We start from the raw sequence: 26,128 nt of genomic DNA on the forward strand, positions 1-26,128 counted from the left end.
GCCGACGCCCGTTCACGGTGTATCGGCCCTCCGAGTCGTCCGAACATGAACGCACCACAAGTTTTCGATCCGCATGGCGCGGCCGCCGCCGTCGCCGCCGACCCCGCGCCCCGACTGCGCGAGATTCCCTATAACTACACGTCCTTCTCCGACCGCGAGATCGTGATCCGCCTGCTCGGCGAGGAGGCGTGGTCGGTGCTCGACGAGTTGCGCGCCGAACGCCGCACGGGCCGCTCGGCACGGATGCTGTACGAGGTGCTCGGCGACATCTGGGTCGTGCGCCGCAACCCGTACCTGCAGGACGACCTGCTCGACAACCCGAAGCGCCGCGCGCTCCTGATCGAGGCGCTGAACCACCGCCTGACCGAGATCGGCAAGCGCCGCCGCGCCGACCTGACCCAGCACCATGACGAGGCGGGCCGCGAGCGCGCATCGCGTGTCGAGATGCTCGAGACGGCCGCGCAGCGCGCGGTCGACGAGTTCGCCGACGAATTCGCGAAAATGGCCGACCTGCGCCGCCGCGCGACCAAGGCGCTCGGCCGCTGCACGCAGAAGGACAACATCCGCTTCGACGGGCTGTCGCGCGTGTCGCACGTAACCGACGCGACCGACTGGCGTGTCGAATACCCGTTCGTCGTGCTGACCCCCGATACCGAAGCCGAGATCGCGGCGCTGATCAAGGCCTGCTTCGAGCTCGGCCTGACCGTGATCCCGCGTGGCGGCGGCACCGGCTACACGGGCGGCGCGGTGCCGCTCACGCCGTTCTCCGCGGTGATCAACACCGAGAAGCTCGAACAGCTCGGCGCGGTCGAGCTTACCGAGCTGCCGGGCGTCGCGCACAAGGTGGCGACGATCTTCTCCGGCGCGGGCGTCGTCACGCGTCGCGTGACCGAAGCGGCCGAGGCGGCCGGCTACGTGTTCGCGGTCGATCCGACCTCGCTCGACGCCTCGTGCATCGGCGGCAACGTCGCGATGAACGCGGGCGGCAAGAAGGCCGTGCTGTGGGGCACCGCGCTCGACAACCTGGCCTGGTGGCGGATGGTCGACCCGGACGGCAACTGGCTCGAAGTCACGCGCCACGAGCACAACCAGGGCAAGATCCACGACATCGCGGTCGCGCGTTTCGAGCTGAAGTGGTTCGACGGCGCCTACGCGCCGGGCGAGAAGCTGCTGCGCACCGAGATGCTCGAGATCGAAGGCCGCCGGTTCCGCAAGGAAGGCCTCGGCAAGGACGTGACCGACAAGTTCCTCGCCGGCCTGCCGGGCGTGCAGAAGGAAGGTTGCGACGGGCTCATCACGTCCGCGCGCTGGGTGCTGCACAAGATGCCCGCGCACACGCGCACCGTGTGTCTCGAATTCTTCGGCCAGGCGCGCGAGGCGATCCCGAGCATCGTCGAGATCAAGGACTACCTGTTCGAGACGTCGAAGCAGGGCGGCGCGATCCTCGCGGGTCTCGAGCACCTCGACGAGCGCTACCTGCGCGCGGTCGGCTACGCGACCAAGAGCAAGCGCAACGCATTCCCCAAGATGGTGCTGATCGGCGACATCGTCGGCGACGACGCCGATGCGGTCGCGCACGCGACGTCCGAAGTGGTCCGGATGGCGAACGGCAAGAGCGGCGAAGGCTTCGTCGCGGTCAGCGCGGAGGCGCGCAAGCGTTTCTGGCTCGACCGCAGCCGCACGGCCGCGATCGCGAAGCACACCAACGCGTTCAAGATCAACGAAGACGTCGTCATCCCGCTGAACCGGATGGGCGAGTACACCGACGGCATCGAGCGGATCAACATCGAGCTGTCGCTGAAGAACAAGCTGCAACTGGTGGACGCGCTCGAAGCGTTCTTCAAGGCCGGCAACCTGCCGCTCGGCAAGACCGACGACGCGAACGAAATCCCGAGCGCCGAGCTGCTGGAAGACCGTGTGCAGCAGGCACTGGAGTTGCTCAAGCGCGTACGCGCGCGCTGGGAATTCGTGCGCGACCGGCTCGACCAGCCGCTGCGCGAGGCGCAGCATTACCTCGTGCAGCTCGGCTACGAGGCGCTCGCCGAGAAGTTCGCGGATCGCGCGGACGAGCAGCCGGGCGCGACCGTGTTCCACATCACGCAGGACCGCACGGTCCGCATCTCGTGGAAGCAGGAGATCCGCGCGGAGTTGCGCACGATCTTCAACGGCGGCGCGTTCAAGCAGATCCTCGACGAAGCGCAGGCGATCCACAAGCAGGTGCTGCGCGGCCGCGTGTTCGTCGCGCTGCACATGCACGCGGGCGACGGCAACGTCCACACGAACCTGCCGGTCAACTCCGACAACTACGAGATGCTGCAGGATGCGCATGCGGCGGTCGCGCGCATCATGACGCTCGCGCGTTCGCTCGACGGCGTGATCTCCGGCGAGCACGGGATCGGCATCACGAAGCTCGAGTTCCTGACCGACGACGAGATCGCCGAATTCCGCGCGTACAAGCAGCGCGTCGACCCGAACGGCCGCTTCAACAAGGGCAAGCTGCTCGACGGCGCGGATCTTCGCAACGCGTACACGCCCAGCTTCGGGCTGATGGGGTACGAGTCGCTGATCATGAAGCAGTCCGACATCGGCGCGATCGCCGATTCGGTGAAGGACTGCCTGCGCTGCGGCAAGTGCAAGCCGGTGTGCGCGACCCACGTGCCGCGCGCGAACCTGCTGTACAGCCCGCGCAACAAGATCCTCGCGACCTCGCTGCTGGTCGAGGCGTTCCTGTACGAAGAGCAGACGCGCCGCGGCGTGTCGATCAAGCACTGGGACGAGTTCAACGACGTGGCCGACCACTGCACGGTGTGCCACAAGTGCGCGACGCCGTGCCCGGTGAAGATCGACTTCGGCGACGTCACGATGAACATGCGCAACCTGTTGCGCAAGATGGGCAAGAAGAAGTTCAATGCCGGCAATGCGGCGGGCATGTTCTTCCTGAACGCGACCAATCCGCAGACGATCAACGTCGCGCGTAGCGTGATGATGGGCGTCGGCTACAAGGCGCAGCGCTTCGCGAACGACATGCTGAAGAAGGTCGTGACGAAGCAGACGCAGCACCCGCCCGCGACGACCGGCAAGCCGCCCGTGGTCGAGCAGGTGATCCACTTCGTCAACAAGAAGATGCCGGGCAACCTGCCGAAGAAGACGGCGCGCGCGCTGCTCGACATCGAGGACAACAAGATCGTGCCGATCATCCGCAACCCGAAGTCGACGACCGTCGATTCGGAAGCGGTGTTCTACTTCCCGGGCTGCGGCTCCGAGCGCCTGTTCTCGCAGGTCGGCCTCGCGACGCAGGCGATGCTGTGGGAAGCGGGCGTGCAGACCGTGCTGCCGCCGGGCTACCTGTGCTGCGGTTATCCGCAGCGCGGCTCGGGCCAGTACGACAAGGCCGAGAAGATCGTCACCGACAACCGCGTGCTGTTCCACCGGGTTGCGAACACGCTCAACTACCTCGACATCAAGACGGTGGTCGTGTCGTGCGGCACCTGCTACGACCAGCTCGCGGGCTACGAATTCGACAAGATCTTCCCGGGCTGCCGGATCATCGACATCCACGAGTTCCTGCTCGAGAAGGGGATGAAGCTCGACGGTGTCTCGGGCACGCGCTACATGTACCACGACCCGTGCCACACGCCGATCAAGACGATGGATCCGGTGAAGCTCGTCAACGAGCTGATGGGCACGGAGAAGGACGGCTACAAGATCGAGAAGAACGAGCGCTGCTGCGGCGAATCGGGCACGCTCGCGGTCACGCGTCCGGACATCTCCACGCAGGTCCGCTTCCGCAAGGAAGAGGAAATCCGCAAGGGCGCGGCCAAGCTGCGCAGCATCCCGGTCGTGGCCGGCGATGCACCGGCGCCGGCTGCCGCGGCCGAGAACGGCCCGGACGTGAAGATCCTGACGAGCTGCCCGTCGTGCCTGCAGGGCCTGTCGCGCTACAGCGAAGATGCGAACCTCGAGGCCGACTACATCGTGGTCGAAATCGCGCGTCAGACGCTCGGCGAGAACTGGATGGCCGACTATGTCGCACACGCGAACAATGGCGGGATCGAGCGCGTGCTGGTCTAATGCGGGCATGACGACCGCCCGGCGGGGCTTGGGATGAGAGCGGGCGCCGGCGCAGAAGCGCCGGCGCCCGTCCACTTGGGAGCGACGATGAAATGCGTGTTTTGCCGTGAAGACGGCGGCGAGGTGCTCTGGCAGGACGATGCGCTGCGCGTCGTCCTCGCGACGGGCGAGCACGAGTACCCGGGCTTCTGCCGGGTGATCTGGGGCGCGCACGTGGCCGAGTTCTCCGATCTCGGCGAACCCGAGCGGGCACACCTGATGCGCGTGGTGTACGCGGTGGAGCGGGCCGTGCGCCGCGTAATGCAGCCGAACAAGGTGAATCTCGCGAGCCTCGGCAACATGGTGCCGCACGTGCACTGGCACGTGATCCCGCGCTTCTCGAACGACGCCCATTTCCCGCAGCCCGTCTGGGCGCCGCGCCAGCGCAGCGTGTCCGAGGCGCTGCTGCGCACGCGCGCGGCGCAGGCCTCGCTGCTGCACAATGCGGTGCGCGAGGAAATTCAACGAACGACCGATTCGAGGCAGCCATGAGCGGTTTGACTTCCACGACGCCGATTCCGTCCGGCGTCGTCGTGCACGCGGTATCGCGCGTGCTCGAATTGCAGTACCCGAACGGAGACAGCTTCCGGATTCCGTTCGAGCTGATGCGCGTGTATTCGCCGTCGGCCGAGGTGCGCGGTCACGGGCCCGGCCAGGAAACGCTGCAGACCGGCAAGCGCGAGGTGACGATCACCGCGCTCGAGGGCGTGGGCAACTACGCGCTGCAGCCGACGTTCTCCGACGGCCATTCCACCGGCATCTACTCATGGGATCTGCTGTACGAACTGGCGACGCAGCAGGACGCGCTGTGGCGCGACTATTTCGACAAACTGAAGGCGGCGGGCGTCGAGCGCGACGCGCCGATGCAGGCGGCCTCCGCGCCGCACGGCCACTGCCACTGAAATCGACGGCGCCCGCTCGGCGCCGTCTTGCCATTTACTGAGGATCAACGCGATGAGCAAAACCCACTTCGGCTTTGAAAGCGTCGAGGAAACCGAAAAAGCGAAGAAAGTGGCGGGTGTGTTCCATTCGGTCGCGAGCAACTACGATCTGATGAACGACCTGATGTCGGCCGGCATGCACCGCGCGTGGAAGGCGTTCACGATCGCGCAGGCGAACGTGCGCCCGGGCTTCAAGGTGCTCGACATCGCGGCCGGCACCGGCGACCTGACCAAGGCGTTCGCGAAGGCGGCCGGCCCGACCGGCGAAGTCTGGCACACCGACATCAACGAATCGATGCTGCGCGTCGGCCGCGACCGGCTGCTCGACAAGGGCATCGTTACGCCGTCGCTGCTGTGCGACGCGGAGAAAACGCCGTTTCCGGACAATTACTTCGACGTGGTCACGGTCGCGTTCGGGCTGCGCAACATGACGCACAAGGATGCGGCGCTCGCCGAGATGCGCCGCGTGACGAAGCCCGGCGGCCGCGTGATGGTGCTGGAATTCTCGAAAGTCTGGGATCCGCTGAAAAAAGCCTACGATGTGTATTCTTTCAAAGTATTACCGTGGCTTGGCGACAAGTTCGCGAAAGATGCTGAAAGTTACCGGTATCTTGCTGAATCTATCCGGATGCACCCGGATCAGGACACCCTGAAGACGATGATGGAACAAGCAGGCCTCGACGCCGTCAAATATTACAATTTGTCAGGTGGCGTGGTAGCTTTACACCTGGGAACCAAGTACTAAGGGGTTCTTTCCATACATTCGCCTTTCATTTGGAGAAACTGATGTCCGAATCGCGTTCGTTGTTCAACCGTAGCAAGCCGTCGAAGCCGTGGGCTCGACGGGTCGGCACGCTGCTGATGGTCGGCCTGCTCACGGCCGGCACGTTCGCATCGCTCGACGCCGAAGCCCGGCGCATGGGCGGCGGGCGCAGCATCGGCCGTCAGAGCTCCACCGTCACGCAGCGCCAGGCCACGCCGCCGGCGCAGCCGATGCAGCAGGCCGCGCCGTCGCAGGCGCAGCGCGCGAACCCGGCCGCTCCCGCGCCGGCCGCGCAGCCTAACCGCTCGCGCTGGCTCGGGCCGATCGCCGGTCTTGCGGCCGGCCTCGGCATCGCGGCGCTGCTGTCGCACTTCGGCCTCGGCGGCGCGTTCGCGAGCATGATGGCGAACGTCATCGTGATCGCATTGCTCGCGATGATCGGCATCTGGCTGGTCCGCAAGTTCATGAACCGCGGCCGCTCGCAGCAGCCGGCGTACTCGGTCGGTGGCTCGGCCTCGTCGTCGGGCAGCTACTCGCAAGGCCCGTCGTTCCAGCAGGGCAACACCGGCAGCAATTATGCGGGCAGCGGCAGCAGCTACGCGAACGAAGCGCAGGGCGTGTTCGGCGGCGGTACGCCGGCCGCAGCAGCAGCGGGCGCAATGGCAGCCGCACCGCTGCAGGTGCCGGCCGGTTTCGACACCGAAGCGTTCCTGCGCAGCGCGAAGGTCTATTTCGTGCGCCTGCAGGCAGCCTGGGACCAGGGCAACCTGGCCGACATCCGCGAGTTCACGACGCCCGAAATGTTCGCCGAGATCAAGATCGACCTTGATTCGCGCGGCAACGAGTCGAACCAGACCGACGTCGTGCAGCTCGACGCGGAACTGGTCGCGATCGAGGATCGCGGCATCGAGCAGTCGGCGAGCGTGCGCTTCCACGGTCTGATCCGCGAATCGGCGAATGCGTCGGCCGCGCCGTTCGACGAGGTGTGGAACCTGTCGAAGTCGGGCAGTCAGGGCTGGTTGCTCGCGGGTATCCAGCAGATCAACACGCACTGAACGTGGCTGGCGGCTCCGCCCGCCGGCTTCACGGGCGACGGCCGCCGCGCTGCGACCGGTTGCCGCCCGGATGTGCGGTCGGCCGCGGTCTGCCGACGATCCGACGTTACAATAGAAACCCGCACGGGCGCCCGGCCCGCGCGGGTTTTTTCTTTCCCAGCCCGATGACCTTTGCCGCCAAGCCTTTTGCTGCTGCTGTCAATCACCTGCTCGCGCGCGAATCGTGGGCGCGCGACCGCCTGATCCCCTACGCGGGCAAGACTGCCCGGCTCGACGTGCCGCCCGTCACGCTCACGCTGCTCGTGCAGCCCGACGGTTACCTGTCCGCGGTCGAAGCGCACGATGCGCAACACGTCGACGTGTCGATCGCGCTCGCGGGCGACACGGTCGCCGCATTCCTGCAGGGCGGCCAGGCGGCCGTGATGAAGCACGTGAAGATCGAAGGTGACGCGGAGTTTGCGGCGCAGATCGCGAAACTGGCCGAGCATCTGCGCTGGGAACCCGAAGAAGATCTCGCGAAGCTGGTCGGCGACGCGGCGGCGTACCGGATTGCGACGGTCGTGCGCGACGCCGGCGCGCGTGCGCGCCGCACCGGCCGCAACGTGCTCGATTCCGTCGCCGAATACTGGCTCGACGAAAACCCGCAGGTCGTTCGACGCACGGCGCTCGGCGGCTTCGATGCCGAGCTCGCGCGCGCGCGCGACGCGCTCGCGCGGGTCGAAAAGCGGGTCGAGCGACTCGAACAAAAAATCGGCGCGCGCACGGGTTCCGGCCCGCGCGGCGCGCACTGAGGGCAGCAGGGCATGCGCATTTTCCGTTTCATCAAGATTGTCTACACCGTCATCCGCTTCGGCCTCGACGAGGTGATGCTGTCCCGGATCGACGACCGGCGCGTGAAGTTGCTGCTGCGCGTGACGACGATCGGCCGCCGTTATTCGTCGCCGCCCGCGGTGCGTCTGCGTCACGCGCTCGAAAGCCTCGGCCCGATCTTCGTGAAGTTCGGCCAGGTGCTGTCGACGCGCCGCGACCTGTTGTCCGTCGATTTCGCGAACGAACTCGCGAAGCTGCAGGACCAGGTGCCGCCGTTCGATTCGGCGGTCGCGATCGCGATCATCGAGAAGTCGCTCGGTGCGCCGGTCGACGAGCTGTTCGACGAATTCGAGCGCGAGCCGATCGCGAGCGCGTCGATCGCGCAGGTGCATTTCGCGAAGCTCAAGCAGGGGCCGCACGCGGGCAAGTCCGTCGCGGTGAAGGTGCTGCGCCCGAACATGCTGCCGGTGATCGATTCCGACCTCGCGCTGATGCGCGACATCGCGACGTGGACCGAGCGGATGTGGGCCGACGGCCGGCGCCTGAAGCCGCGTGAAGTCGTCGCCGAGTTCGACAAGTACCTGCACGACGAGCTCGACCTGATGCGTGAGGCCGCGAACGGCAGCCAGCTGCGCCGCAACTTCGCGGGCCTCGACCTGCTGCTCGTGCCGGAGATGTTCTGGGATTTCTCGACGTCGCAGGTGCTCGTGATGGAGCGCATGACGGGCGTGCCGATCAGCCAGGTCGAGACGCTGCGCACGGCGGGCGTCGACATCAAGAAGCTGGCACGCGAAGGCGTCGAGATCTTCTTCACGCAGGTGTTCCGCGACGGCTTCTTCCATGCGGACATGCACCCGGGCAACATCCAGGTGAGCCTCGACCCGAAGACCTTCGGCCGCTACATCGCGCTCGATTTCGGGATCGTCGGCGCGCTGTCCGACTTCGACAAGAACTACCTCGCGCAGAACTTCCTCGCGTTCTTCAAGCGCGATTACCACCGCGTCGCGACGTTGCACCTCGAGTCGGGCTGGGTGCCGCCCGAAACCCGCGTCGAGGAACTCGAAAGCGCGATCCGCGCGGTGTGCGAGCCGTATTTCGACCGCGCGCTGAAGGACATCTCGCTCGGCCAGGTGCTGATGCGCCTGTTCTCGACGTCGCGCCGCTTCAACGTCGAGATCCAGCCGCAGCTCGTGCTGCTGCAGAAGACGATGCTGAACGTCGAAGGGCTCGGCCGCTCCCTCGATCCCGAACTCGACCTGTGGAAGACCGCGAAACCGTATCTCGAGCGCTGGATGACCGAGCAGATCGGCCTGCGTGGCTGGTATGAGCGTTTCAAGGTCGAAGCGCCGCAATGGAGCAAGACGCTGCCGCAACTGCCGCGCCTGATCCATCACGCGATGGCGGCGCGCCACGACGCGCCGCGCGCGGCGAGCGAGGACCTGATGCGTCAGATCCTCATCGAGCAAAAGCGTACGAACCGGCTGATGCAGGCGTTGCTGATCTTCGGCTTGGCCGTGGGCGTCGGCGCGCTGGTCGCGCGCGTGCTGCTCGCGCTCGCGTACGGCGGATGACCGAAAGGAGCAGGGCGATGTCCGAACCGAAGCACCCTTCAGCGCCAGGCGCGGCCGATTTCGCGACGCGCGACCCCGGCAACGCATCGTTCTGGGACGAGCGGTTCGCGCGCGGCGTGACGCCGTGGGAGTTCGGCGGCGTGCCGGACGGGTTTCGCGCATTCGCGCAGCGGCATGCGCCGTGCGCGGTGCTGATTCCGGGCTGCGGCAGCGCGCAGGAGGCCGGCTGGCTCGCGCAGGCCGGCTGGCCCGTGCGTGCGATCGATTTTGCCGCGCAGGCGGTGGCGGCTGCGAAGGCGCAGCTCGGCGCGCATGCGGACGTCGTCGAGCAAGCCGATTTCTTCGCATACCCGCCGCCGTTCGACGTGCAGTGGGTGTACGAGCGCGCGTTCCTGTGCGCGCTGCCGCCGAGCCTGCGCGCGGACTATGCGGCGAGGATGGCCGAACTGCTGCCCGCCGGCGGATGGCTGGCCGGTTACTTCTTCGTGACGGCGAAACCGAAGGGGCCGCCGTTCGGCATCGAGCGCGCCGAACTCGATGCGTTGCTCGCGCCGCACTTCGAACAGATCGAGGATCTGCCCGTGACCGATTCGCTGGCCGTGTTCGGCGGCCACGAGCGCTGGCTCACGTGGCGCCGTCGCTGATCTCCGTGCGTCGCGCCCGTTGCCGGAGCGCGCCGGGGTTTCAGCTATAATTCAAGGTTTTGCAAGCCGTTTCCAGTTTCTGCGGGAAAAATATCATGCCGATCTACGCCTATCGCTGCGAAGCGTGCGGTTTCGCGAAGGATGTACTCCAGAAGATGAGCGATGCGCCGCTGTCGCAGTGCCCTGAATGCGGGAAGGATGCTTTTCGCAAGCAGGTCACCGCCGCCGGCTTCCAGCTGAAGGGTTCCGGCTGGTATGTCACCGATTTTCGCGGGGGTTCGGGCGGCACCAGCGCGCCGGCCACGGCGTCGGGCGATGGCGCTGCAGCGCCGGCCGACGCAACGCCGGCGGCAGCCGCGCCGGCCGCTGCGAGTTCCGAAAGTACGACGACGAGCGCTGCGCCAGCCCCGGCTGCGGCGCCCGCCGCCGGCAGTTGACAGTCGCGGCCCGGTCGGGCCGCGCCCACACCGCGCCGCCGGCGCGGTTCATTGACGGCAGATGATGAAAAAGACGACCCTGAAATCGGTGTTTCTGACCGGCCTGCTGGTTCTCGTCCCGCTCGCGATCACGCTGTGGGTGCTCGGCCTCATCATCGGCACGATGGACCAGACGCTGCTGCTGCTGCCCGAATCGTGGCAGCCCGAGCGCGTGCTCGGTTTCCACCTGCCGGGGATCGGCGCGGTGCTGACGCTCGCGTTCATCTTCGTGGTCGGGCTGGCCACGCAGAACTTCATCGGCCAGAAGCTCGTCACGTGGTGGAACGCGGTCGTGCGTCACATCCCGGTCGTCGGGCCGATCTACACGAGCGTCAAGCAGGTGTCGGACACGCTGCTGTCGAGCAGCGGCAACGCGTTCCGCAAGGCGCTGCTGATCGAATACCCGCGTCGCGGCTCGTATACGATCGCGTTTCTGACCGGCGCGCCCGGCGGCGACGTGGTCAACCATCTGACGGAAGAGTACGTGAGCGTGTACGTGCCCACGACGCCGAACCCGACGTCGGGCTTCTTCCTGATGCTGCCCAAGAGCGAAGTCATCGAACTCGACATGTCGGTCGATGCCGCGCTCAAGTACATCGTCTCGATGGGCGTCGTGGCGCCTCCGACGCCGGCTCCGGCGCCCGCCCGCCGTCCCGTCGAGCCGCCGCTGTAAGTAAAGAATCATCGCCCGGGCCGCGCGTTGCGGCGCCCGTTGATCAAACCGAACGAAAGCAAACATCATGTCGATGCGTACTGAATACTGCGGTCTCGTGACCGAACACCTGCTGGGCCAAACCGTGTCGCTGTGCGGCTGGGTGCAGCGCCGCCGCGATCACGGCGGTGTGATCTTCATCGACCTGCGCGATCGTGAAGGCCTCGTGCAGGTGGTGTGCGACCCGGATCGCGCCGAAATGTTCGCAACCGCCGAAGGCGTGCGCAACGAGTTCTGCGTGCAGATCAAGGGCCTCGTGCGCAACCGTCCGGAAGGCACGGTCAACGCCGGCCTGAAGAGCGGCAAGATCGAAGTGCTGTGCCACGAACTGAACGTGCTGAACGCATCGGTCACGCCGCCGTTCCAGCTCGACGACGACAACCTGTCGGAAACGACGCGCCTCACGCACCGCGTGCTCGACCTGCGCCGTCCGCAGATGCAGCACAACCTGCGCCTGCGCTACCGCGTCGCGATCGAAGCGCGCAAGTACCTCGACGAGCAGGGCTTCATCGACATCGAAACGCCGATGCTGACGAAGAGCACGCCGGAAGGCGCGCGCGACTACCTCGTGCCGTCGCGCACGAACGCGGGCCAGTTCTTCGCGCTGCCGCAGTCGCCGCAGCTGTTCAAGCAGCTGCTGATGGTCGCGAACTTCGACCGTTACTACCAGATCACCAAGTGCTTCCGCGACGAAGACCTGCGCGCCGACCGTCAGCCGGAATTCACGCAGATCGACTGCGAAACGTCGTTCCTCGGCGAGCAGGAAATCCGTGATCTGTTCGAAGACATGATCCGTCACATCTTCAAGACGACGATCGACGTCGAACTCGACGCGACCTTCCCGGTGATGCCGTACTCGGAAGCGATGGCGCGTTTCGGTTCGGACAAGCCGGACCTGCGCGTGCAGCTCGAATTCACCGAGCTGACCGACGCGATGAAGGACGTCGACTTCAAGGTGTTCAGCACGCCGGCCAACGCGAAGGACGGCCGTGTCGCGGCACTGCGCGTGCCGAAGGGCAGCGAGCTGTCGCGTGGCGACATCGACGGCTATACCGAATTCGTGCGCATCTACGGCGCGAAGGGCCTCGCGTGGATCAAGGTCAACGAGAAGGCGAAGGGCCGTGACGGCCTGCAGAGCCCGATCGTCAAGAACCTGCACGACGCATCGATCGCGGCGATCCTCGAGCGCACCGGCGCGGAAGACGGCGACATCATCTTCTTCGCGGCCGACCGCGCGAAGGTCGTCAACGACAGCCTCGGCGCACTGCGCCTGAAGATCGGCCATTCGGAATTCGGCAAGGCGAACGGCCTCGTCCATGCCGGCTGGAAGCCGCTGTGGGTCGTCGACTTCCCGATGTTCGAATACGACGACGAAGATGCGCGCTACGTCGCGGCTCACCACCCGTTCACGAGCCCGAAGGACGAGCACCTCGAGTACCTCGAGACCGACCCGGGCCGTTGCCTCGCGAAGGCATACGACATGGTGCTGAACGGCTGGGAAATCGGCGGCGGCTCGGTGCGTATCCACCGCGAGGAAGTGCAGAGCAAGGTGTTCCGCGCGCTGAAGATCGGTGCGGAAGAAGCACAGCTGAAGTTCGGCTTCCTGCTGGACGCACTGCAGTACGGCGCGCCGCCGCACGGCGGTATCGCATTCGGTCTCGACCGCATCGTCACGATGATGGCCGGCGCCGACTCGATCCGCGACGTGATCGCGTTCCCGAAGACGCAGCGTGCGCAGGATCTGCTCACGCAGGCGCCGAGCCCGGTCGACGAGCGTCAGCTGCGCGAACTGCACATCCGCCTGCGCCAGCCGGAACAGCCGAAGGCATAACGCCTGTCGCAGCTCGTGCGCGCGGCGACGCGCGCGCGACACCCAACGAAAAAGGCGCCGTGGTGCGCCTTTTTCGTTTTTTGCGGTACAGTCGCAGCACTTGCCGCACGTTCGGGCACAGGCCCGCCGCACGGCCCTGTGCCGCATGAAACCAAGATGACGAAGCCGCCGAAAATCCCCGAATCCGTTCTCGTCGTGATCTACACGCCTGAACTCGACGTGCTGGTGATCAAGCGTGCCGACCAGCCCGATTTCTGGCAATCGGTGACCGGATCGAAGGACGCGCTCGACGAGCCGCTCGCGCTCACCGCCGCGCGCGAAGTGGCCGAGGAAACCGGCATCGCGGTCGGCACGCGCGATGTGCCGGCCACCGCGCTCGTCGACTGGCATCACCGGATCGAGTACGCGATCTATCCGCAATACCTGCATCGCTATGCGCCGGGCGTCACGCGCAACGTCGAGCACTGGTTCGGCCTGTGCGTGCCGCACCGCGTCGACGTGACGCTGTCGCCGCGCGAGCACGTCGACCATGCATGGCTGCCGTTCCGCGAAGCGGCCGCGCGCTGCTTCTCGCCGTCGAATGCCGAAGCGATCCTGCAGTTGCCCGCGCGCGTGGCGCTCGCTCACGCGCCGCACGGCTCGTCCGCATGAATGCGGAAACCCGCAAGCGCTTCGCGCAGTTGCGGCAGATGTTCCTGCAGGAGCGCGGCTCCGCGTCGCGGCTCGCATTCACGGCCGGCAACACGGTGCGGCTGTGCGAGACCGGCAGCGAATTCTTCAGCGCGCTGATCGAGCGGATCGACGCGGCGAGCGAGCAGGTGATGCTCGAAACCTACATCTTCTGCGACGATGCGGCTGGCCGTCCGGTGTCGGACGCGCTGATCCGCGCGGTGCAGCGCGGCGTGCGCGTGCGCGTGATCACCGACGGCGTCGGCACCGCGCGCCTGCCGCTGTTCGACACGTGGGCTGCGGCCGGTGTCGAGCACTGCATCTACAACCGTTACCTGTTCGGCCGCTTCGGCTTCTCGCGCACGCACCGCAAGCTCGCGGTGATCGACCGGACGGCCGCGTTCTGCGGCGGCATCAACATCGTCGACGACTTCACGCAGGGCAGTGCGACGCTGCCGTTTCCGCGCTGGGATTTCGCGGTCGAGATGGCGGGGCCGGCGGTGGCGGACGTGCGTGCCGCGTTCGAACTGCAGTGGCACCGGATCCAGTTCGGCCACAAGCCGTATGCGCAGTACGCGGCGGGGCTGCACGGCGGCGAAGCGTTTCCCGACATGTTCCGGCGCTGGATGCGCAGTCATCGATGGGTCAAGGCCGGCGCGCTGCGGAACGTGACGGAGCCGAGCGTCGCGTTCGTCGCGCGCGACAACGTCGTGAACCGCCGCGCGATCGAGAAGGCGTATCTCGCGGCGATCGGCCAGGCGCGTCACCGGATCCTGCTCGCGAACCCGTACTTCATGCCGGGCCGCAAGCTGCGCCGCGCGCTGACGGGCGCGGCACGCCGCGGTGTCGACGTGCGTATCCTGATCGGCCGCAAGGAATTCACGGCGCTCGATACCGCCGTGCCGTTCCTGTATCACTCGCTGTTGCGCGCCGGCGTGCGCGTGGCGGAATATGACAAGACGATCCTGCACGGCAAAGTGGCCGTGATCGACGACAATTGGGCGACGGTCGGTTCGTCGAATCTGGACGCGCTGAGCCTGATGCTGAACAATGAGGCCAATGTCGTGCTGGTGCGCTACGACACGATCACGAACGAGCTGCGCGATGCGATCGCGGCCGCCTTCTCCGAAGGCCGCGAAATCGACGCCGCGCGGTATGCCGCAAGGCCGCGCATCGAGCGTATCCTGAACTGGCTTGCGTACAACACGTACCGCATCGTGATGAAGGCGCTGACGGTCGGCGGTTACGACTGAAGCGGACTCAGCACCCGCTTCAAAATATCTGTCCGCACGTTCGTGCGGAAAAGCCGCTCCGGTCCCGCCGGAATCGCGCAAAATAGCGGCTCGGTTAGACACCGGTTTCTAATAATTTCCTTGTTTCGCGAGCGGCCGCACTCAATAATAGTACGGCCGTTCGATTTTATTCGAACCCCCGAACGGTTACAGAAATAGCTATGCGAAAAGGCGAACAGACGCGTGCCGCGATACTTGAAGCTGCTTTGGACCTCGCCAGCCGTGACGGGCTGGAGGGGCTGACGATCGGCCTGCTGGCCGAGCGCATGCAGATGAGCAAGAGCGGTGTGTTCGCGCACTTCGGATCGCGTGAGGACCTGCAGGTCGAGGTCGTCCGCGAGTATCACCATCGTTTCGAAAACGAGGTGTTCTTTCCGAGCCTGCGCGAGCCGCGAGGCTTGCCGCGCCTTCGGGCGATGCTGGCCCGCTGGACGGAGAAGCGCATCCAGGAGGTGACGACCGGATGCATTTACATCAGCGGTGCCGTCGAGTACGACGACCGGCCTGACAGCCCCGTGCGCGAGCAGTTGATCGCGAGCGTGACGGCCTGGCGTGCCGCGATGCTGCGTGCCATTTCGCAGGCGAAGGAAGAAGGCCATCTGCGTGCGGATACCGATCCGGACCTGATGCTCTTCGAGTTGTACAGCTTCACGCTCGGCCTGCATCACGACGCCCGCTTCCTGCATTCGCCGGATGCCGTGCGCCTCACGTGGGCCGCGCTGGAAAAGACGATCGTTTCGTATCAGAGCGAGAGCCGTTAGCGGCGCGTGATCCGCCCGCCGGGAGCTCGAGCCGTTTGCCCACTTTGGAGAGAGTCATGGGACAGTACGCCGCGCCGCTGCGCGACATGCAATTCGTGTTGCACGAGCTTCTGAACGTCGAAGCCGAGGTCAAGCAAATGCCGCGGCATGCGGACCTCGACGCCGACACGATCAATCAGGTCCTGGAGGAAGCGGGCAAGTTCTGCTCCGAGGTGCTGTTCCCGCTGAACCAGGTGGGCGACCGCGAAGGCTGCACGTATGAAGGCGACGGCGTCGTGAAGACCCCGACCGGCTTCAAGGAAGCGTATCAGCAGTACGTCGAGGCCGGCTGGCCGGCGCTCGGCTGCGATCCGGACTACGGCGGCCAGGGCCTGCCCGCGTTCGTGAACAACGCGCTGTACGAAATGCTGAACTCGGCGAACCAGGCGTGGACGATGTACCCGGGCCTGTCGCACGGCGCATACGAATGCCTGCATGCGCACGGCGCACCGGAGCTGCAGCAGCAATACCTGCCGAAACTCGTGTCGGGCGAATGGACGGGCACGATGTGCCTGACCGAGCCGCACTGCGGCACCGATCTCGGCATCCTGCGCACCAAGGCCGAACCGAACGGCGACGGCTCGTACTCGATCAGCGGCACGAAGATCTTCATCTCGAGCGGCGAGCACGACATGTCGAAGAACATCGTCCACCTCGTGCTCGCGCGCCTGCCGGACGCGCCGCAAGGCACGAAGGGGATCTCGCTGTTCATCGTGCCGAAATTCATTCCGGACGCCGCGGGCGAGCCGGGCGAGCGCAACGGCATCAAGTGCGGCTCGATCGAACACAAGATGGGCATCCACGGCAACTCGACGTGCGTGATGAACCTCGACGGCGCGAAGGGCTGGCTGGTCGGCGAGCCGAACAAAGGCTTGAACGCGATGTTCGTGATGATGAATGCCGCGCGCCTGGGCGTCGGCATGCAGGGCCTTGGCCTCACGGAAGTCGCGTACCAGAACTCGCTCACGTATGCGAAGGAGCGCCTGCAGATGCGCTCGCTGACGGGCCCGAAGGCACCGGACAAGCCGGCCGACCCGATCATCGTGCATCCGGACGTGCGTCGCATGCTGCTCACGCAGAAGGCCTACGCGGAAGGCGCGCGCGCGTTCACGTACTGGTCCGCGCTGCAGATCGACAAGGAGCTGTCGCACGGTGACGAAGCGGTGCGCAAGGAATCGGCCGACCTCGTCGCGCTGCTCACGCCGATCATCAAGGCGTTCCTGACCGACAACGCGTTCGAGTCGACCAACCACGCGATGCAGATCTACGGTGGCCACGGCTTCATCTCCGAGTGGGGCATGGAGCAGTACGTGCGCGACGCGCGGATCAACATGATCTACGAAGGCACGAACTCGATCCAGTCGCTCGACCTGCTGGGCCGCAAGGTGCTCGGCGACATGGGCGCGAAGCTGAAGAAGTTCGGCAAGCTCGTCACGGAATTCGCGGAAGCCGAAGGCGTGAAGCCGGAAATGGCCGAGTTCATCAACCCGCTCGCCGACATCGGCGACAAGGTGCAGAAGCTGACGATGGAAATCGGCATGAAGGCGATGCAGAACCCTGACGAAGTCGGTGCTGCCGCCGTGCCGTACCTGCGTACCGTCGGCCACCTGGTGTTCTCGTACTTCTGGGCGCGCATGGCACGCCTCGCACTCGACAACGAAGCGTCGGGCGACCCGTTCTACAAGTCGAAGCTCGCAACGGCCCGCTTCTACTTCGCGCGCCTGCTGCCCGAGACGGCGTCGACGATTCGCGCCGCGCGCGCCGGTTCGAAGACGATGATGGAAGTCGACGAATCGCTGTTCTGACGCGAGTCCGGGCGGTGCGCGTCGCGCGCCGCCCGAACGCAACGGTTCCTGGTACTCACTTCGCCGTGCAGCCCTCACAACCCGCGCTGCACGACACTATCCGGAGACATCCCGTGAGCAATTTCCTGATTCGCAAGGTCGCCGTGCTGGGCGCCGGCGTGATGGGCGCGCAGATCGCCGCGCACCTCGTCAACGCGCGCGTGCCCGTGCTGCTGTTCGACCTGCCGGCCAAGGAAGGTCCGAAAAACGCGATCGCGCTGAAGGCGATCGAGAACCTGAAGAAGCTGTCGCCCGCGCCGTTCGGCGTGAAGGACGACGCGAAATACCTCGAAGCCGCGAACTACGAGGACGACATCGCGAAGCTCGCCGAGTGCGACGTCGTGATCGAAGCGATCGCCGAGCGGATGGACTGGAAGCACGACCTGTACAAGAAGGTCGCGCCGCACCTCGCGCCGAACGCGATCTTCGCGACCAACACGTCGGGCCTGTCGATCACCAAGCTGTCCGAAGGTTTCTCGGACGAGCTGAAGTCGCGCTTCTGCGGCGTGCACTTCTTCAACCCGCCGCGCTACATGCACCTCGTCGAGCTGATCCCGACCGCGCATACGCGCCCGGAGATCCTCGACCAGCTCGAAACCTTCTTGACGAGCATCGTCGGCAAGGGCGTCGTGCGTGCGAAGGACACTCCGAACTTCATCGCGAACCGCGTCGGCATCTTCTCGATCCTCGCGGTGATCACCGAGGCCGCGAAGTTCGGCCTGCGCTTCGACGAAGTCGACGACCTGACGGGCAGCCGCCTCGGCCGCGCGAAGTCGGCGACGTTCCGCACCGCGGACGTGGTCGGTCTCGACACGATGGCGCACGTGATCAAGACGATGCAGGACAACCTCGCCGACGATCCGTTCTTCCCGGTCTACCAGACGCCTGCCGTGCTCGCCGAGCTGGTGAAGCAGGGCGCGCTCGGCCAGAAGACGGGCGGCGGGTTCTACAAGAAGGAAGGCAAGGCGATCAAGGTGCTCGACGCGAAGACGGGCAGCTACGTCGACGCGGGTGCGAAGGCTGATGAAACCGTCGGCCGCATCCTGAAGCGCCCGCCGGCGGAACGCCTGAAGCTGCTGCGCGAGACGGATCATCCGCACGCGCAGTTCCTGTGGTCGATCTTCCGCGACGTGTTCCACTACATCGGCGTGCATCTCGAGTCGATCGCCGACAACGCGCGCGACGTCGACCTCGCGATCCGCTGGGGCTTCGGCTGGAACGAAGGCCCGTTCGAAGGCTGGCAGGCCGCCGGCTGGAAGCAGGTCGCCGAGTGGGTGCAGGAAGACATCGCGGCCGGCAAGGCGCTCGCGAACGTGCCGCTGCCGTCGTGGGTGCTCGAAGGCCCGGTCGCCGAGAAGGGCGGCGTGCACACGGCCGAAGGCTCGTGGGCGCCGGCGTCGAAGCGCTTCGTGCCGCGTTCGGACCTGGCCGTCTACGACAAGCAGGTATTCCGCGCGCCGCTGCTGGGCGAAGCGGGCGCCGATCCGAAGACGTACGGCAAGACGCTGTTCGAAACCGACGCGGTGCGCGCATGGGTCGACGATCGTGCCGGTGAAGACGACGTCGTGATCGTGTCGTTCAAGTCGAAGATGAACACGATCGGACCGAGCGTGATCGACGGCCTCGTGCAGGCGATCGAACTCGCGGAGAAGGACTACAAGGGCGTCGTGATCTGGCAGCCGACGTCGCTGAAGCTCGGCACGCCGGGCGGCCCGTTCTCGGCCGGCGCGAACCTCGAAGAGGCGATGCCCGCGTTCATGATGGGTGGCGCGAAGGGCATCGAGCCGTTCGTGAAGAAGTTCCAGGAAGGCATGCTGCGCGTGAAGTACGCGAACGTGCCGGTCGTCGCGGCCGTGTCGGGCATCGCGCTCGGCGGCGGGTGCGAGCTGATGCTGCACAGCGCGAAACGCGTCGTGCACGTCGAGAGCTACGTCGGTCTCGTCGAAGTGGGCGTCGGCCTCGTGCCGGCGGGCGGCGGCCTGAAGGAAGCCGCACTGCGTGCGGCGGATGCCGCGACGGCCGCGAACGCGACCACCGACATCCTGAAGTTCGTCACGAAGTCGTTCGAGAACGCGGCGATGGCGAAGGTGTCGGCGTCCGCACACGATGCGCGTGCGATGGGCTACGTGAAGCCGTCCGACACGATCATCTTCAACGTGTTCGAACTGCTCGACACCGCGAAGAAGGAAGCGCGTGCGCTGGCTGCCGTCGGCTACCGCGCACCGCTGCGCGCGAAGGACGTGCCGGTGGCCGGCCGCTCGGCGATCGCGACGATCAAGGCATCGCTCGTCAACATGCGTGACGGCCGCTTCATCAGCGACCACGACTACCTGATCGCGAGCCGCATCGCCGAAGCCGTGTGCGGCGGCGACGTCGAAGCCGGCAGCCTCGTCGACGAGCAGTGGCTGCTCGCGCTGGAGCGCCGTGCGTTCGTCGAGCTGCTCGGCACGCAGAAGACGCAGGAACGGATCATGGGCATGTTGCAGACCGGCAAGCCGGTGCGTAACTGAGCGAGCAGACAAGGAGTCTGAAATGAGCAAACAACTGCAAGATGCATACATCGTCGCCGCCAGCCGCACCCCGATCGGCAAGGCCCCGCGCGGTGTCTTCAAGAACACGCGCCCTGACGAGCTGCTGGTTCACGCAATCAGGTCGGCAGTCGCGCAGGTGCCGGGCTTCGACACGAAGCTGATCGAGGACGCGATCATCGGCTGCGCGATTCCGGAAGCCGAGCAGGGCCTGAACGTCGCGCGGATGGGCGCGCTGCTCGCGGGCCTGCCGCAGACGGTCGGCGGCGTGACGGTCAACCGTTTCTGCGCGTCGGGCATCACCGCGCTGGCGATGGCGGCCGACCGCATTCGCGTCGGCGAATCGGACGCGATCTTCGCGGGCGGCTGCGAATCGATGAGCATGGTGCCGATGATGGGCAACAAACCGTCGATGTCGCCGCACATCTTCGATCGCAGCGAAGACTTCGGCATCGCGTACGGGATGGGCCTGACGGCCGAGCGCGTCGCCGAGCAGTGGAAGGTGAGCCGCGAAGACCAGGACGCGTTCTCGGTCGAGTCGCACCGCAAGGCACTGGCCGCGCAGCAGGCCGGCGAGTTCGGCGACGAGATCGCTGCGTACACGATCACCGAGCGTTTCCCGAACCTCGCGACAGGCGAAGTCGACGTGAAGACGCGCGAGATCGCGCTCGACGAAGGTCCGCGTGCGGATACGACGCTCGAAGGCCTCGCGAAGCTGCGCACGGTGTTCGCGAACAAGGGCTCGGTCACGGCCGGCAACAGCTCGCAGACGTCGGACGGTGCGGGCGCGCTGCTCGTCGTGTCGGAGAAGGTGCTCAAGGAATTCAACCTGACGCCGCTCGCGCGCTTCGTGAGCTTCGCGGTGCGTGGCGTGCCGCCGGAAATCATGGGCATCGGTCCGAAGGAAGCGATTCCGGCTGCGCTGAAGGCCGCGGGCCTGAAGCAGGACGATCTCGACTGGATCGAGCTGAACGAGGCGTTCGCCGCGCAGTCGCTGGCGGTGATGCGCGATCTCGGCCTCGACCCGTCGAAGGTCAACCCGATGGGCGGCGCGATTGCGCTCGGCCACCCGCTCGGCGCGACCGGCGCGATCCGCGCGGCGACCGTCGTGCACGGCCTGCGCCGCCGCAACCTGAAGTACGGGATGGTCACGATGTGCGTCGGCACCGGCATGGGTGCGGCGGGCATCATCGAACGCCTGTAAGCGGAGCGGGACAGTAGCGATCACGGTGCGCGAGCCACGAGCTTGCGCACCGTTTTTCATTCCGGAAGCGGAAAGACCAAGGAGACGGTTGTGGCCGAAATTCAAGTGGAACGCGCCAACGGCGTGATGACGATCACGATCGCGCGTGCGGCGAAGAAGAACGCGCTGACGGCGGCGATGTATCAGACGATGGCCGATGCGCTCGCCGACGCGCAGGAAGACAAGGCAATCCGCGTGATCCTGCTGCGCGGCAGCGACGGCAACTTCACCGCGGGGAACGATCTCGAGGACTTCCTGAAGACGCCGCCGAAGGACGAGAACGCGTCGGTGTTCCAGTTTCTCGCGCGCATCAGCAGCGCCAGCAAGCCGATCGTCGCGGCGGTGCCGGGCATCGCGATCGGCGTCGGCGTGACGATGCTGCTGCACTGCGATCTCGTCTACGCGGCCGATACCGCGACGTTCTCGCTGCCGTTCGCGCAGCTCGGGCTATGTCCGGAAGCGGCGTCGAGCGTGCTGCTGCCGCGTCTGGCCGGCCATCAGGTCGCCGCTGAAAAGCTGTTGCTCGGCGAAGCGTTCGATGCGCTGGAAGCGCACCGGATCGGCATCGTCAATCGCGTGCTGCCGGCGGCCGAACTCGACGCATTCGCGGCGAAGCAGGCTGCGAAGCTCGCGGCGCTGCCGGCGTCGTCGCTGCGCATGACGAAGGCGCTGCTGAAGGATACGGGCGGCGTGACGGTTGCCGCGCGGATGAGCGAGGAAGCCGGCCACTTCGCCGCGATGCTCCGGGCACCGGAAGCGCGCGAGGCGATGACGGCGTTCTTCGAGAAGCGCAAGCCGGATTTCCGTCAGTTCGACTGATGCAGCGGGCCGCGCCGGCGAGACATTGCCGGCGCGCCTGCACGGCCGGGGTCAGGCCGTCCCGTAATCGACGTGGCCGGTTTCCCGGCAGAAACTGACCAGCCGCAACCCGGCCGCCTTCGCGATCTCGATCGCGAGCGACGACGGCGCGGAGATCGTCGCGACCATCGGGATGCCGACCCGTGCCGACTTGCGCACGAGCTCGTAGCTCGCGCGGCTCGACAGGAACACGAAGCCGTCGGTCGCGTCGGCGCGCGACAGCACGAGCGAGCCGATCAGCTTGTCGAGCGCGTTGTGGCGGCCGACATCCTCGAATGCCATCCGGATCGCACCTGTTGCGTCGCACCACGCGGCCGCGTGCAGGCCGCCGGTGAGTCGCGTGAGCGCCTGGTGCGTGGGCAGCGCGTGGGCCGCACACGCGAGCGCGTCGGGCGCGAGGCGGGCGAGAAAGCCGGTATCGGGCACGCGTTCGGGCGCGAGGTCGAGCAGGTCGATGCTCTCGATGCCGCACACGCCGCAGCCGGTGCGTCCCGCGAGCGCGCGGCGCCGGTCCTTCAGTGCGGCGAACGCCTGCTGGATGACTTCCAGATGCACCTCCGCGTGCGGCAGCGGCGCATCGGCGTGCAGGATCACCTCGATGTCCTTGATGTCGCTGCCGCGCGCGACGATCCCTTCCGAGATCGCGAAGCCGACCGCGAAGGCTTCGAGGTCGAGCGGCGTGCACATCATCACCGCATGCGAGATGCCGTTGAAGACGAGCGCGACCGGCCATTCCTGGCCGACGTAGTCGTGCGCGGTCTCGACGGCGCCGCCGCGCGTGCGGCGCACGGACAGTTCGATCGCGCCGCGCGGCTCGTCTCGCGGTTCGTCGCGCAGTGGGTCGGATTGGGTCGGATTCACGAGCACTCCCGTTGATTCGAAGCACGTGCGGCGACGAATCGCATTCGCCGCTCGCGCACAGAGGTTCTAAAATACCTCAGGCAGGCCGGCCGCGCCGGCATCCGCCACTCAGGTAACGACCATGGGACTCAGCGACGCTCCGCTGCTATTCAACTTCGAACACGATTCGTCGGAAAACCTGACGTACATTCCGATGATCGTGCGTTTCAATCTCGACCGTTTCGGTCTGCGGATTTCACTGGAGCAGTGGCAGCTGCTGCCGCTCGAGGACCGCAAGCTGCTCGCGCGCTTTCCGGCCGACGACGACACCGCGATCGAGCCCAACTTCGATCACGCGCTGTTCGAGATGCTGCGCACGCATGCCGACCTCGAGCCGTCGTGGTTCCAGCCGGACGATCGGCCGGCCTGGCGCGGGGTCGAGACGGTGCCGGATGCGCTTGTGCAGCAGAGCGCGCTGGCCGGGCTGCCGGCGCCTGCCCTGGCGCAGTGGCAGCGGCTCGCGCCGTTCCAGCGCTACGTGCTGATGAAGCTGTCGCGCAAGCCGAAGCTCAATCACGACTTCCTGCCCGCGATGCGGGAGTTCGGGCTGACGGCCACGCACTGACGGCCCGCGTTGCCGCGCCGCAGCGCGGCGCGCGCATTACAGCGGCGGCAGCGGCCGCGGCTTGCGGTCGGCGCCGGTCGCGACGTAGGTGAGCGTCGCTTCGGTGACCTTCACGATTTCGCCGATCAGGCGCATGCGCTGTGCGTACACCTCGACGTCGACCGTCACCGACGTGTTGCCGGTGCGCGTGATGGTGGCGTAGAAGCTCAGCAGGTCGCCGACGAACACCGGCTGCTTGAACACGAACGAATTGACCGCGACTGTCGCGACCCGCCCGTTCGCGCGCTGGCTCGCGGGGATCGAGCCGGCGATGTCGACCTGCGACATGATCCAGCCGCCGAACACGTCGCCGTGGACGTTGGCGTCGTGCGGTTGCGGGACGACGCGCAGCGCGGGCTGCTTCTGCGGGAGCTCGAGGGTCGAATCGGTCATGGCGGGTGCTTTCATCCTGTAATAAATGCGCCGCCGCGCGCATGACAGCCGGCGAGGCCGCCGGCAGCGGCGCGAAGCGGCTTCTGCGACAATACAACGTTCGCAAATTGTACGAGAAAGCGCGCCAGTCGGCCGCTGCCGCACGCGCCCGACATACCGCCGATCCTTCCCCCATGCGCCGATTTCCTGCTTCCGGCGAGCCCGCGCCGGCTCCGACCGGGCCTCGCAACGACTGGCAGACCATCCGGTCGTTGCTGCCGTACCTCGCCACCTACAAACTGCGTGTCGCGCTCGCGCTCGGCTGCCTGATCGGCGCGAAGGTCGCGAACCTCGGCGTGCCCGTCGTGATGAAGCGCATCGTCGATCATCTGTCCGCCGTGCAGCAGCTCACCGCGCTCGGCCGCGCGGAGCACTCGGCCGGCATCGTGCTCGCGGGCGGCGTGGGCCTGCTCGTCGTCGCGTATGCGTTCGTGCGGCTGTCGACGTCGCTGTTCACCGAGCTGCGTGAAATCCTGTTCTCGAAGGTCACCGAGAGCGCGGTGCGCCAGCTCGCGCTGCAGGTGTTCCGCCATCTGCACGGTTTGTCGCTGCGCTTTCACCTCGAGCGCCAGACGGGCGGCATGTCGCGCGACATCGAGCGCGGCACGCGCGGGATCCAGCAACTGATCTCCTATTCGCTGTACAGCATCCTGCCGACGCTCGTCGAAGTCGGGCTCGTGCTCGGCTTCTTCGTGGTCAAGTACGAGGCGTACTACGCGTACGTGACGTTCGCGGCGCTCGTCACGTACATCGTGTTTACCGTGAAGGTCACGAACTGGCGCACGCACTTTCGCCGCACGATGAACGAGCTCGATTCGCGTGCGAACTCGCGCGCGATCGATTCGCTGATCAACTACGAGACGGTGAAGTACTTCGGCAACGAGGAGTGGGAAGCGCAGCGCTACGACGAGAACCTGAAGCGCTACCGCAAGGCCGCGATCCGCTCGCAGAACTCGCTGTCGGTGCTGAACTTCGGTCAGCAGGCGATCATCGGCACGGGGCTCGTGTTCATCCTGTGGCGGGCGACGCAGGGCGTGCTGGCGGGCAAGCTGACGCTGGGCGATCTCGTGCTGATCAACACGTTCATGCTGCAGCTGTACATTCCGCTGAATTTTCTCGGCGTCGTCTATCGCGAACTGAAGCAGAGCCTCACCGACATGGACCGGATGTTCGGGCTGCTGTCGTCCGCGAAGGAAGTCGCGGACGCGCCCGACGCGCGGTCGCTCGCGGTGGCCGGCGCGCAAGTGCGCTTCGAGCACGTGAACTTCTCGTATGAAGCGTCGCGGCAGATCCTGCACGACGTCACCTTCACGATCGATGCGGGCACGACGACCGCGGTGGTCGGCCACAGCGGCTCCGGCAAGTCGACGCTGTCGCGGCTGCTGTTCCGCTTCTACGATCTCGACCGCCAGGCGGGCGGCGCGATCCGGATCGACGGCCAGGACATTCGCGACGTCACGCAGGACTCGCTGCGCGCGTCGATCGGGATCGTGCCGCAGGACACCGTGCTGTTCAACGACTCGATCTACTACAACATCGCGTACGGCCGGCCGACCGCGAGCCGCGACGAAGTGATCGCGGCCGCCCGCGCCGCGCACATCCACGACTTCATCGAAAGCTTGCCGAAGGGCTATGACACGCCGGTCGGCGAGCGCGGGCTGAAGCTGTCGGGCGGCGAGAAGCAGCGCGTCGCGATTGCGCGCACGCTGCTGAAGGATCCGCCGGTACTGCTGTTCGACGAGGCGACGTCGGCGCTCGACTCGCGCTCGGAGCGCGCGATCCAGCACGAGCTCGACCAGATCGCGCGGCATCGCACGACGCTCGTGATCGCGCACCGGCTGTCGACGGTCGTGCATGCGCAGCAGATTCTCGTGATGGACCACGGACGGATCGTCGAGCGCGGCACGCACGACGAACTCGTGCGCGCCGACGGGCTGTACGCGCAGATGTGGGCGCTGCAGCAGCAGCGCGCGGCGGCGGGCGGGGAAGCGGCCGAGGCCGCGTGAGCGCGGGGGCGCGGGGGCGCGACGAACCGGCGCTCGACC

The 26,128-nt window shown here is 66.4% G+C and carries 22 protein-coding genes; 20 read left to right on the forward strand and 2 right to left on the reverse strand.

Annotated elements, in window-relative coordinates; genetic code table 11:
* Nucleotides 1-45: 45 nt before the first annotated feature.
* The 18 genes from BX604_RS10045 to BX604_RS10130 all read left to right on the forward strand — a co-directional run bounded on the left by BX604_RS10045 (nucleotide 46) and on the right by BX604_RS10130 (nucleotide 22,108).
* A complete protein-coding gene (locus BX604_RS10045; RefSeq protein WP_098550607.1) occupies nucleotides 46-4,071 on the forward strand; it encodes a DUF3683 domain-containing protein in 4,026 nt (1,341 codons plus the stop codon).
* Between the two features lie 87 nt (nucleotides 4,072-4,158).
* A complete protein-coding gene (locus BX604_RS10050) occupies nucleotides 4,159-4,602 on the forward strand; it encodes an HIT family protein (RefSeq protein ID WP_098550608.1) in 444 nt (147 codons plus the stop codon).
* Nucleotides 4,599-5,012, forward strand: coding sequence for a gamma-butyrobetaine hydroxylase-like domain-containing protein (locus BX604_RS10055; protein ID WP_098550609.1), 414 nt, complete (start codon nucleotides 4,599-4,601; stop codon nucleotides 5,010-5,012). Before BX604_RS10050 ends, BX604_RS10055 begins: the two co-directional genes overlap by 4 nt.
* A 52-nt stretch (nucleotides 5,013-5,064) precedes the next feature.
* Nucleotides 5,065-5,796 carry a bifunctional demethylmenaquinone methyltransferase/2-methoxy-6-polyprenyl-1,4-benzoquinol methylase UbiE gene (gene ubiE, locus BX604_RS10060; protein WP_098550610.1) on the forward strand — a complete coding sequence of 244 codons (732 nt, stop codon included), beginning with the start codon at nucleotides 5,065-5,067 and terminating at the stop codon, nucleotides 5,794-5,796.
* 41 nt (nucleotides 5,797-5,837) lie between these two features.
* The gene (locus BX604_RS10065) at nucleotides 5,838-6,869 is read left to right on the forward strand and encodes a Tim44 domain-containing protein (protein ID WP_098550611.1); all 1,032 of its coding nucleotides are present in this window, start codon (nucleotides 5,838-5,840) and stop codon (nucleotides 6,867-6,869) included.
* A gap of 164 nt (nucleotides 6,870-7,033) precedes the next feature.
* Complete coding sequence (locus BX604_RS10070) at nucleotides 7,034-7,660, forward strand: ubiquinone biosynthesis accessory factor UbiJ (protein ID WP_098550612.1); 627 nt, start codon at nucleotides 7,034-7,036, stop codon at nucleotides 7,658-7,660.
* Between the two features lie 12 nt (nucleotides 7,661-7,672).
* Complete coding sequence (ubiB, locus tag BX604_RS10075; protein WP_098550613.1) at nucleotides 7,673-9,250, forward strand: ubiquinone biosynthesis regulatory protein kinase UbiB; 1,578 nt, start codon at nucleotides 7,673-7,675, stop codon at nucleotides 9,248-9,250.
* A 17-nt stretch (nucleotides 9,251-9,267) separates the two neighbouring features.
* Nucleotides 9,268-9,894, forward strand: a complete 627-nt coding sequence (locus BX604_RS10080; RefSeq protein WP_098550614.1) for a methyltransferase domain-containing protein — start codon at nucleotides 9,268-9,270, stop codon at nucleotides 9,892-9,894.
* Nucleotides 9,895-9,989: 95 nt separating this feature from the next.
* On the forward strand, nucleotides 9,990-10,331 hold the full coding sequence (locus BX604_RS10085; RefSeq protein ID WP_098550615.1) for an FmdB family zinc ribbon protein: 342 nt from the start codon (nucleotides 9,990-9,992) through the stop codon (nucleotides 10,329-10,331).
* 61 nt (nucleotides 10,332-10,392) lie between these two features.
* Nucleotides 10,393-11,043 carry a DUF502 domain-containing protein gene (locus tag BX604_RS10090; protein ID WP_175775872.1) on the forward strand — a complete coding sequence of 217 codons (651 nt, stop codon included), beginning with the start codon at nucleotides 10,393-10,395 and terminating at the stop codon, nucleotides 11,041-11,043.
* A gap of 67 nt (nucleotides 11,044-11,110) precedes the next feature.
* Complete coding sequence (gene aspS, locus BX604_RS10095; protein ID WP_011353156.1) at nucleotides 11,111-12,913, forward strand: aspartate--tRNA ligase; 1,803 nt, start codon at nucleotides 11,111-11,113, stop codon at nucleotides 12,911-12,913.
* A 156-nt stretch (nucleotides 12,914-13,069) separates the two neighbouring features.
* Complete coding sequence (nudB, locus tag BX604_RS10100; RefSeq protein ID WP_098552812.1) at nucleotides 13,070-13,564, forward strand: dihydroneopterin triphosphate diphosphatase; 495 nt, start codon at nucleotides 13,070-13,072, stop codon at nucleotides 13,562-13,564.
* Nucleotides 13,561-14,835: a cardiolipin synthase ClsB gene (gene clsB, locus BX604_RS10105; RefSeq protein ID WP_098550616.1), complete on the forward strand. Its 1,275-nt coding sequence runs from the start codon at nucleotides 13,561-13,563 to the stop codon at nucleotides 14,833-14,835. Before nudB ends, clsB begins: the two co-directional genes overlap by 4 nt.
* Nucleotides 14,836-15,035: 200 nt before the next feature.
* Nucleotides 15,036-15,635 carry a TetR/AcrR family transcriptional regulator gene (locus BX604_RS10110; protein ID WP_006751498.1) on the forward strand — a complete coding sequence of 200 codons (600 nt, stop codon included), beginning with the start codon at nucleotides 15,036-15,038 and terminating at the stop codon, nucleotides 15,633-15,635.
* 56 nt (nucleotides 15,636-15,691) lie between these two features.
* Entirely contained in the window at nucleotides 15,692-17,479 is a 1,788-nt protein-coding gene (locus tag BX604_RS10115; protein WP_098550617.1) for an acyl-CoA dehydrogenase C-terminal domain-containing protein, read from the forward strand.
* 113 nt (nucleotides 17,480-17,592) lie between these two features.
* Nucleotides 17,593-20,028: a 3-hydroxyacyl-CoA dehydrogenase/enoyl-CoA hydratase family protein gene (locus BX604_RS10120; RefSeq protein ID WP_098550618.1), complete on the forward strand. Its 2,436-nt coding sequence runs from the start codon at nucleotides 17,593-17,595 to the stop codon at nucleotides 20,026-20,028.
* A 22-nt stretch (nucleotides 20,029-20,050) separates the two neighbouring features.
* Nucleotides 20,051-21,250, forward strand: coding sequence for an acetyl-CoA C-acyltransferase (locus BX604_RS10125; RefSeq protein WP_098550619.1), 1,200 nt, complete (start codon nucleotides 20,051-20,053; stop codon nucleotides 21,248-21,250).
* A gap of 90 nt (nucleotides 21,251-21,340) precedes the next feature.
* A complete protein-coding gene (locus tag BX604_RS10130) occupies nucleotides 21,341-22,108 on the forward strand; it encodes an enoyl-CoA hydratase (protein WP_098550620.1) in 768 nt (255 codons plus the stop codon).
* Between the two features lie 51 nt (nucleotides 22,109-22,159).
* On the opposite strand, the gene fdhD is transcribed toward BX604_RS10130, so the two are convergent.
* Nucleotides 22,160-23,014 (reverse strand): formate dehydrogenase accessory sulfurtransferase FdhD, encoded by an 855-nt coding sequence (gene fdhD, locus BX604_RS10135; RefSeq protein WP_098550621.1) that lies wholly within the window; start codon nucleotides 23,012-23,014, stop codon nucleotides 22,160-22,162.
* A gap of 115 nt (nucleotides 23,015-23,129) precedes the next feature.
* Between fdhD and BX604_RS10140 the strand changes: the two genes are divergently transcribed.
* The gene (locus BX604_RS10140; protein ID WP_098550622.1) at nucleotides 23,130-23,612 is read left to right on the forward strand and encodes a nitrate reductase associated protein; all 483 of its coding nucleotides are present in this window, start codon (nucleotides 23,130-23,132) and stop codon (nucleotides 23,610-23,612) included.
* Between the two features lie 36 nt (nucleotides 23,613-23,648).
* Here the strand turns inward: BX604_RS10140 and BX604_RS10145 are convergent, their stop codons facing one another.
* Complete coding sequence (locus BX604_RS10145) at nucleotides 23,649-24,044, reverse strand: acyl-CoA thioesterase (protein ID WP_098550623.1); 396 nt, start codon at nucleotides 24,042-24,044, stop codon at nucleotides 23,649-23,651.
* A 173-nt stretch (nucleotides 24,045-24,217) separates the two neighbouring features.
* On the opposite strand from BX604_RS10145, the gene BX604_RS10155 reads away from it, so the two are divergent.
* Entirely contained in the window at nucleotides 24,218-26,089 is a 1,872-nt protein-coding gene (locus tag BX604_RS10155) for an ABCB family ABC transporter ATP-binding protein/permease (protein WP_098550625.1), read from the forward strand.
* The last annotated feature ends 39 nt before the right edge of the window (nucleotides 26,090-26,128 follow it).

Source organism: Burkholderia sp. JKS000303 (genome assembly GCF_002563755.1).
Classification (GTDB): Bacteria; Pseudomonadota; Gammaproteobacteria; order Burkholderiales; family Burkholderiaceae; genus Burkholderia; species Burkholderia anthina_B.

What these genes read in the sequence shown, in the direction of transcription:
- aspS (WP_011353156.1), top strand. Translation starts at nt 11,111, where the DNA reads ATGTCGATGCGTACTGAATACTGCGGTCTCGTGACCGAACACCTGCTG.
- BX604_RS10140 (WP_098550622.1), top strand. Translation starts at nt 23,130, where the DNA reads ATGGGACTCAGCGACGCTCCGCTGCTATTCAACTTCGAACACGATTCG.
- BX604_RS10145 (WP_098550623.1), bottom strand. Translation starts at nt 24,044, where the DNA reads ATGACCGATTCGACCCTCGAGCTCCCGCAGAAGCAGCCCGCGCTGCGC.
- BX604_RS10125 (WP_098550619.1), top strand. Translation starts at nt 20,051, where the DNA reads ATGAGCAAACAACTGCAAGATGCATACATCGTCGCCGCCAGCCGCACC.
- BX604_RS10110 (WP_006751498.1), top strand. Translation starts at nt 15,036, where the DNA reads ATGCGAAAAGGCGAACAGACGCGTGCCGCGATACTTGAAGCTGCTTTG.
- BX604_RS10090 (WP_175775872.1), top strand. Translation starts at nt 10,393, where the DNA reads ATGATGAAAAAGACGACCCTGAAATCGGTGTTTCTGACCGGCCTGCTG.
- ubiB (WP_098550613.1), top strand. Translation starts at nt 7,673, where the DNA reads ATGCGCATTTTCCGTTTCATCAAGATTGTCTACACCGTCATCCGCTTC.
- ubiE (WP_098550610.1), top strand. Translation starts at nt 5,065, where the DNA reads ATGAGCAAAACCCACTTCGGCTTTGAAAGCGTCGAGGAAACCGAAAAA.
- BX604_RS10045 (WP_098550607.1), top strand. Translation starts at nt 46, where the DNA reads ATGAACGCACCACAAGTTTTCGATCCGCATGGCGCGGCCGCCGCCGTC.
- BX604_RS10115 (WP_098550617.1), top strand. Translation starts at nt 15,692, where the DNA reads ATGGGACAGTACGCCGCGCCGCTGCGCGACATGCAATTCGTGTTGCAC.
- BX604_RS10055 (WP_098550609.1), top strand. Translation starts at nt 4,599, where the DNA reads ATGAGCGGTTTGACTTCCACGACGCCGATTCCGTCCGGCGTCGTCGTG.
- clsB (WP_098550616.1), top strand. Translation starts at nt 13,561, where the DNA reads ATGAATGCGGAAACCCGCAAGCGCTTCGCGCAGTTGCGGCAGATGTTC.
- nudB (WP_098552812.1), top strand. Translation starts at nt 13,070, where the DNA reads ATGACGAAGCCGCCGAAAATCCCCGAATCCGTTCTCGTCGTGATCTAC.
- BX604_RS10050 (WP_098550608.1), top strand. Translation starts at nt 4,159, where the DNA reads ATGAAATGCGTGTTTTGCCGTGAAGACGGCGGCGAGGTGCTCTGGCAG.
- BX604_RS10080 (WP_098550614.1), top strand. Translation starts at nt 9,268, where the DNA reads ATGTCCGAACCGAAGCACCCTTCAGCGCCAGGCGCGGCCGATTTCGCG.
- BX604_RS10155 (WP_098550625.1), top strand. Translation starts at nt 24,218, where the DNA reads ATGCGCCGATTTCCTGCTTCCGGCGAGCCCGCGCCGGCTCCGACCGGG.
- BX604_RS10070 (WP_098550612.1), top strand. Translation starts at nt 7,034, where the DNA reads ATGACCTTTGCCGCCAAGCCTTTTGCTGCTGCTGTCAATCACCTGCTC.
- BX604_RS10065 (WP_098550611.1), top strand. Translation starts at nt 5,838, where the DNA reads ATGTCCGAATCGCGTTCGTTGTTCAACCGTAGCAAGCCGTCGAAGCCG.
- BX604_RS10085 (WP_098550615.1), top strand. Translation starts at nt 9,990, where the DNA reads ATGCCGATCTACGCCTATCGCTGCGAAGCGTGCGGTTTCGCGAAGGAT.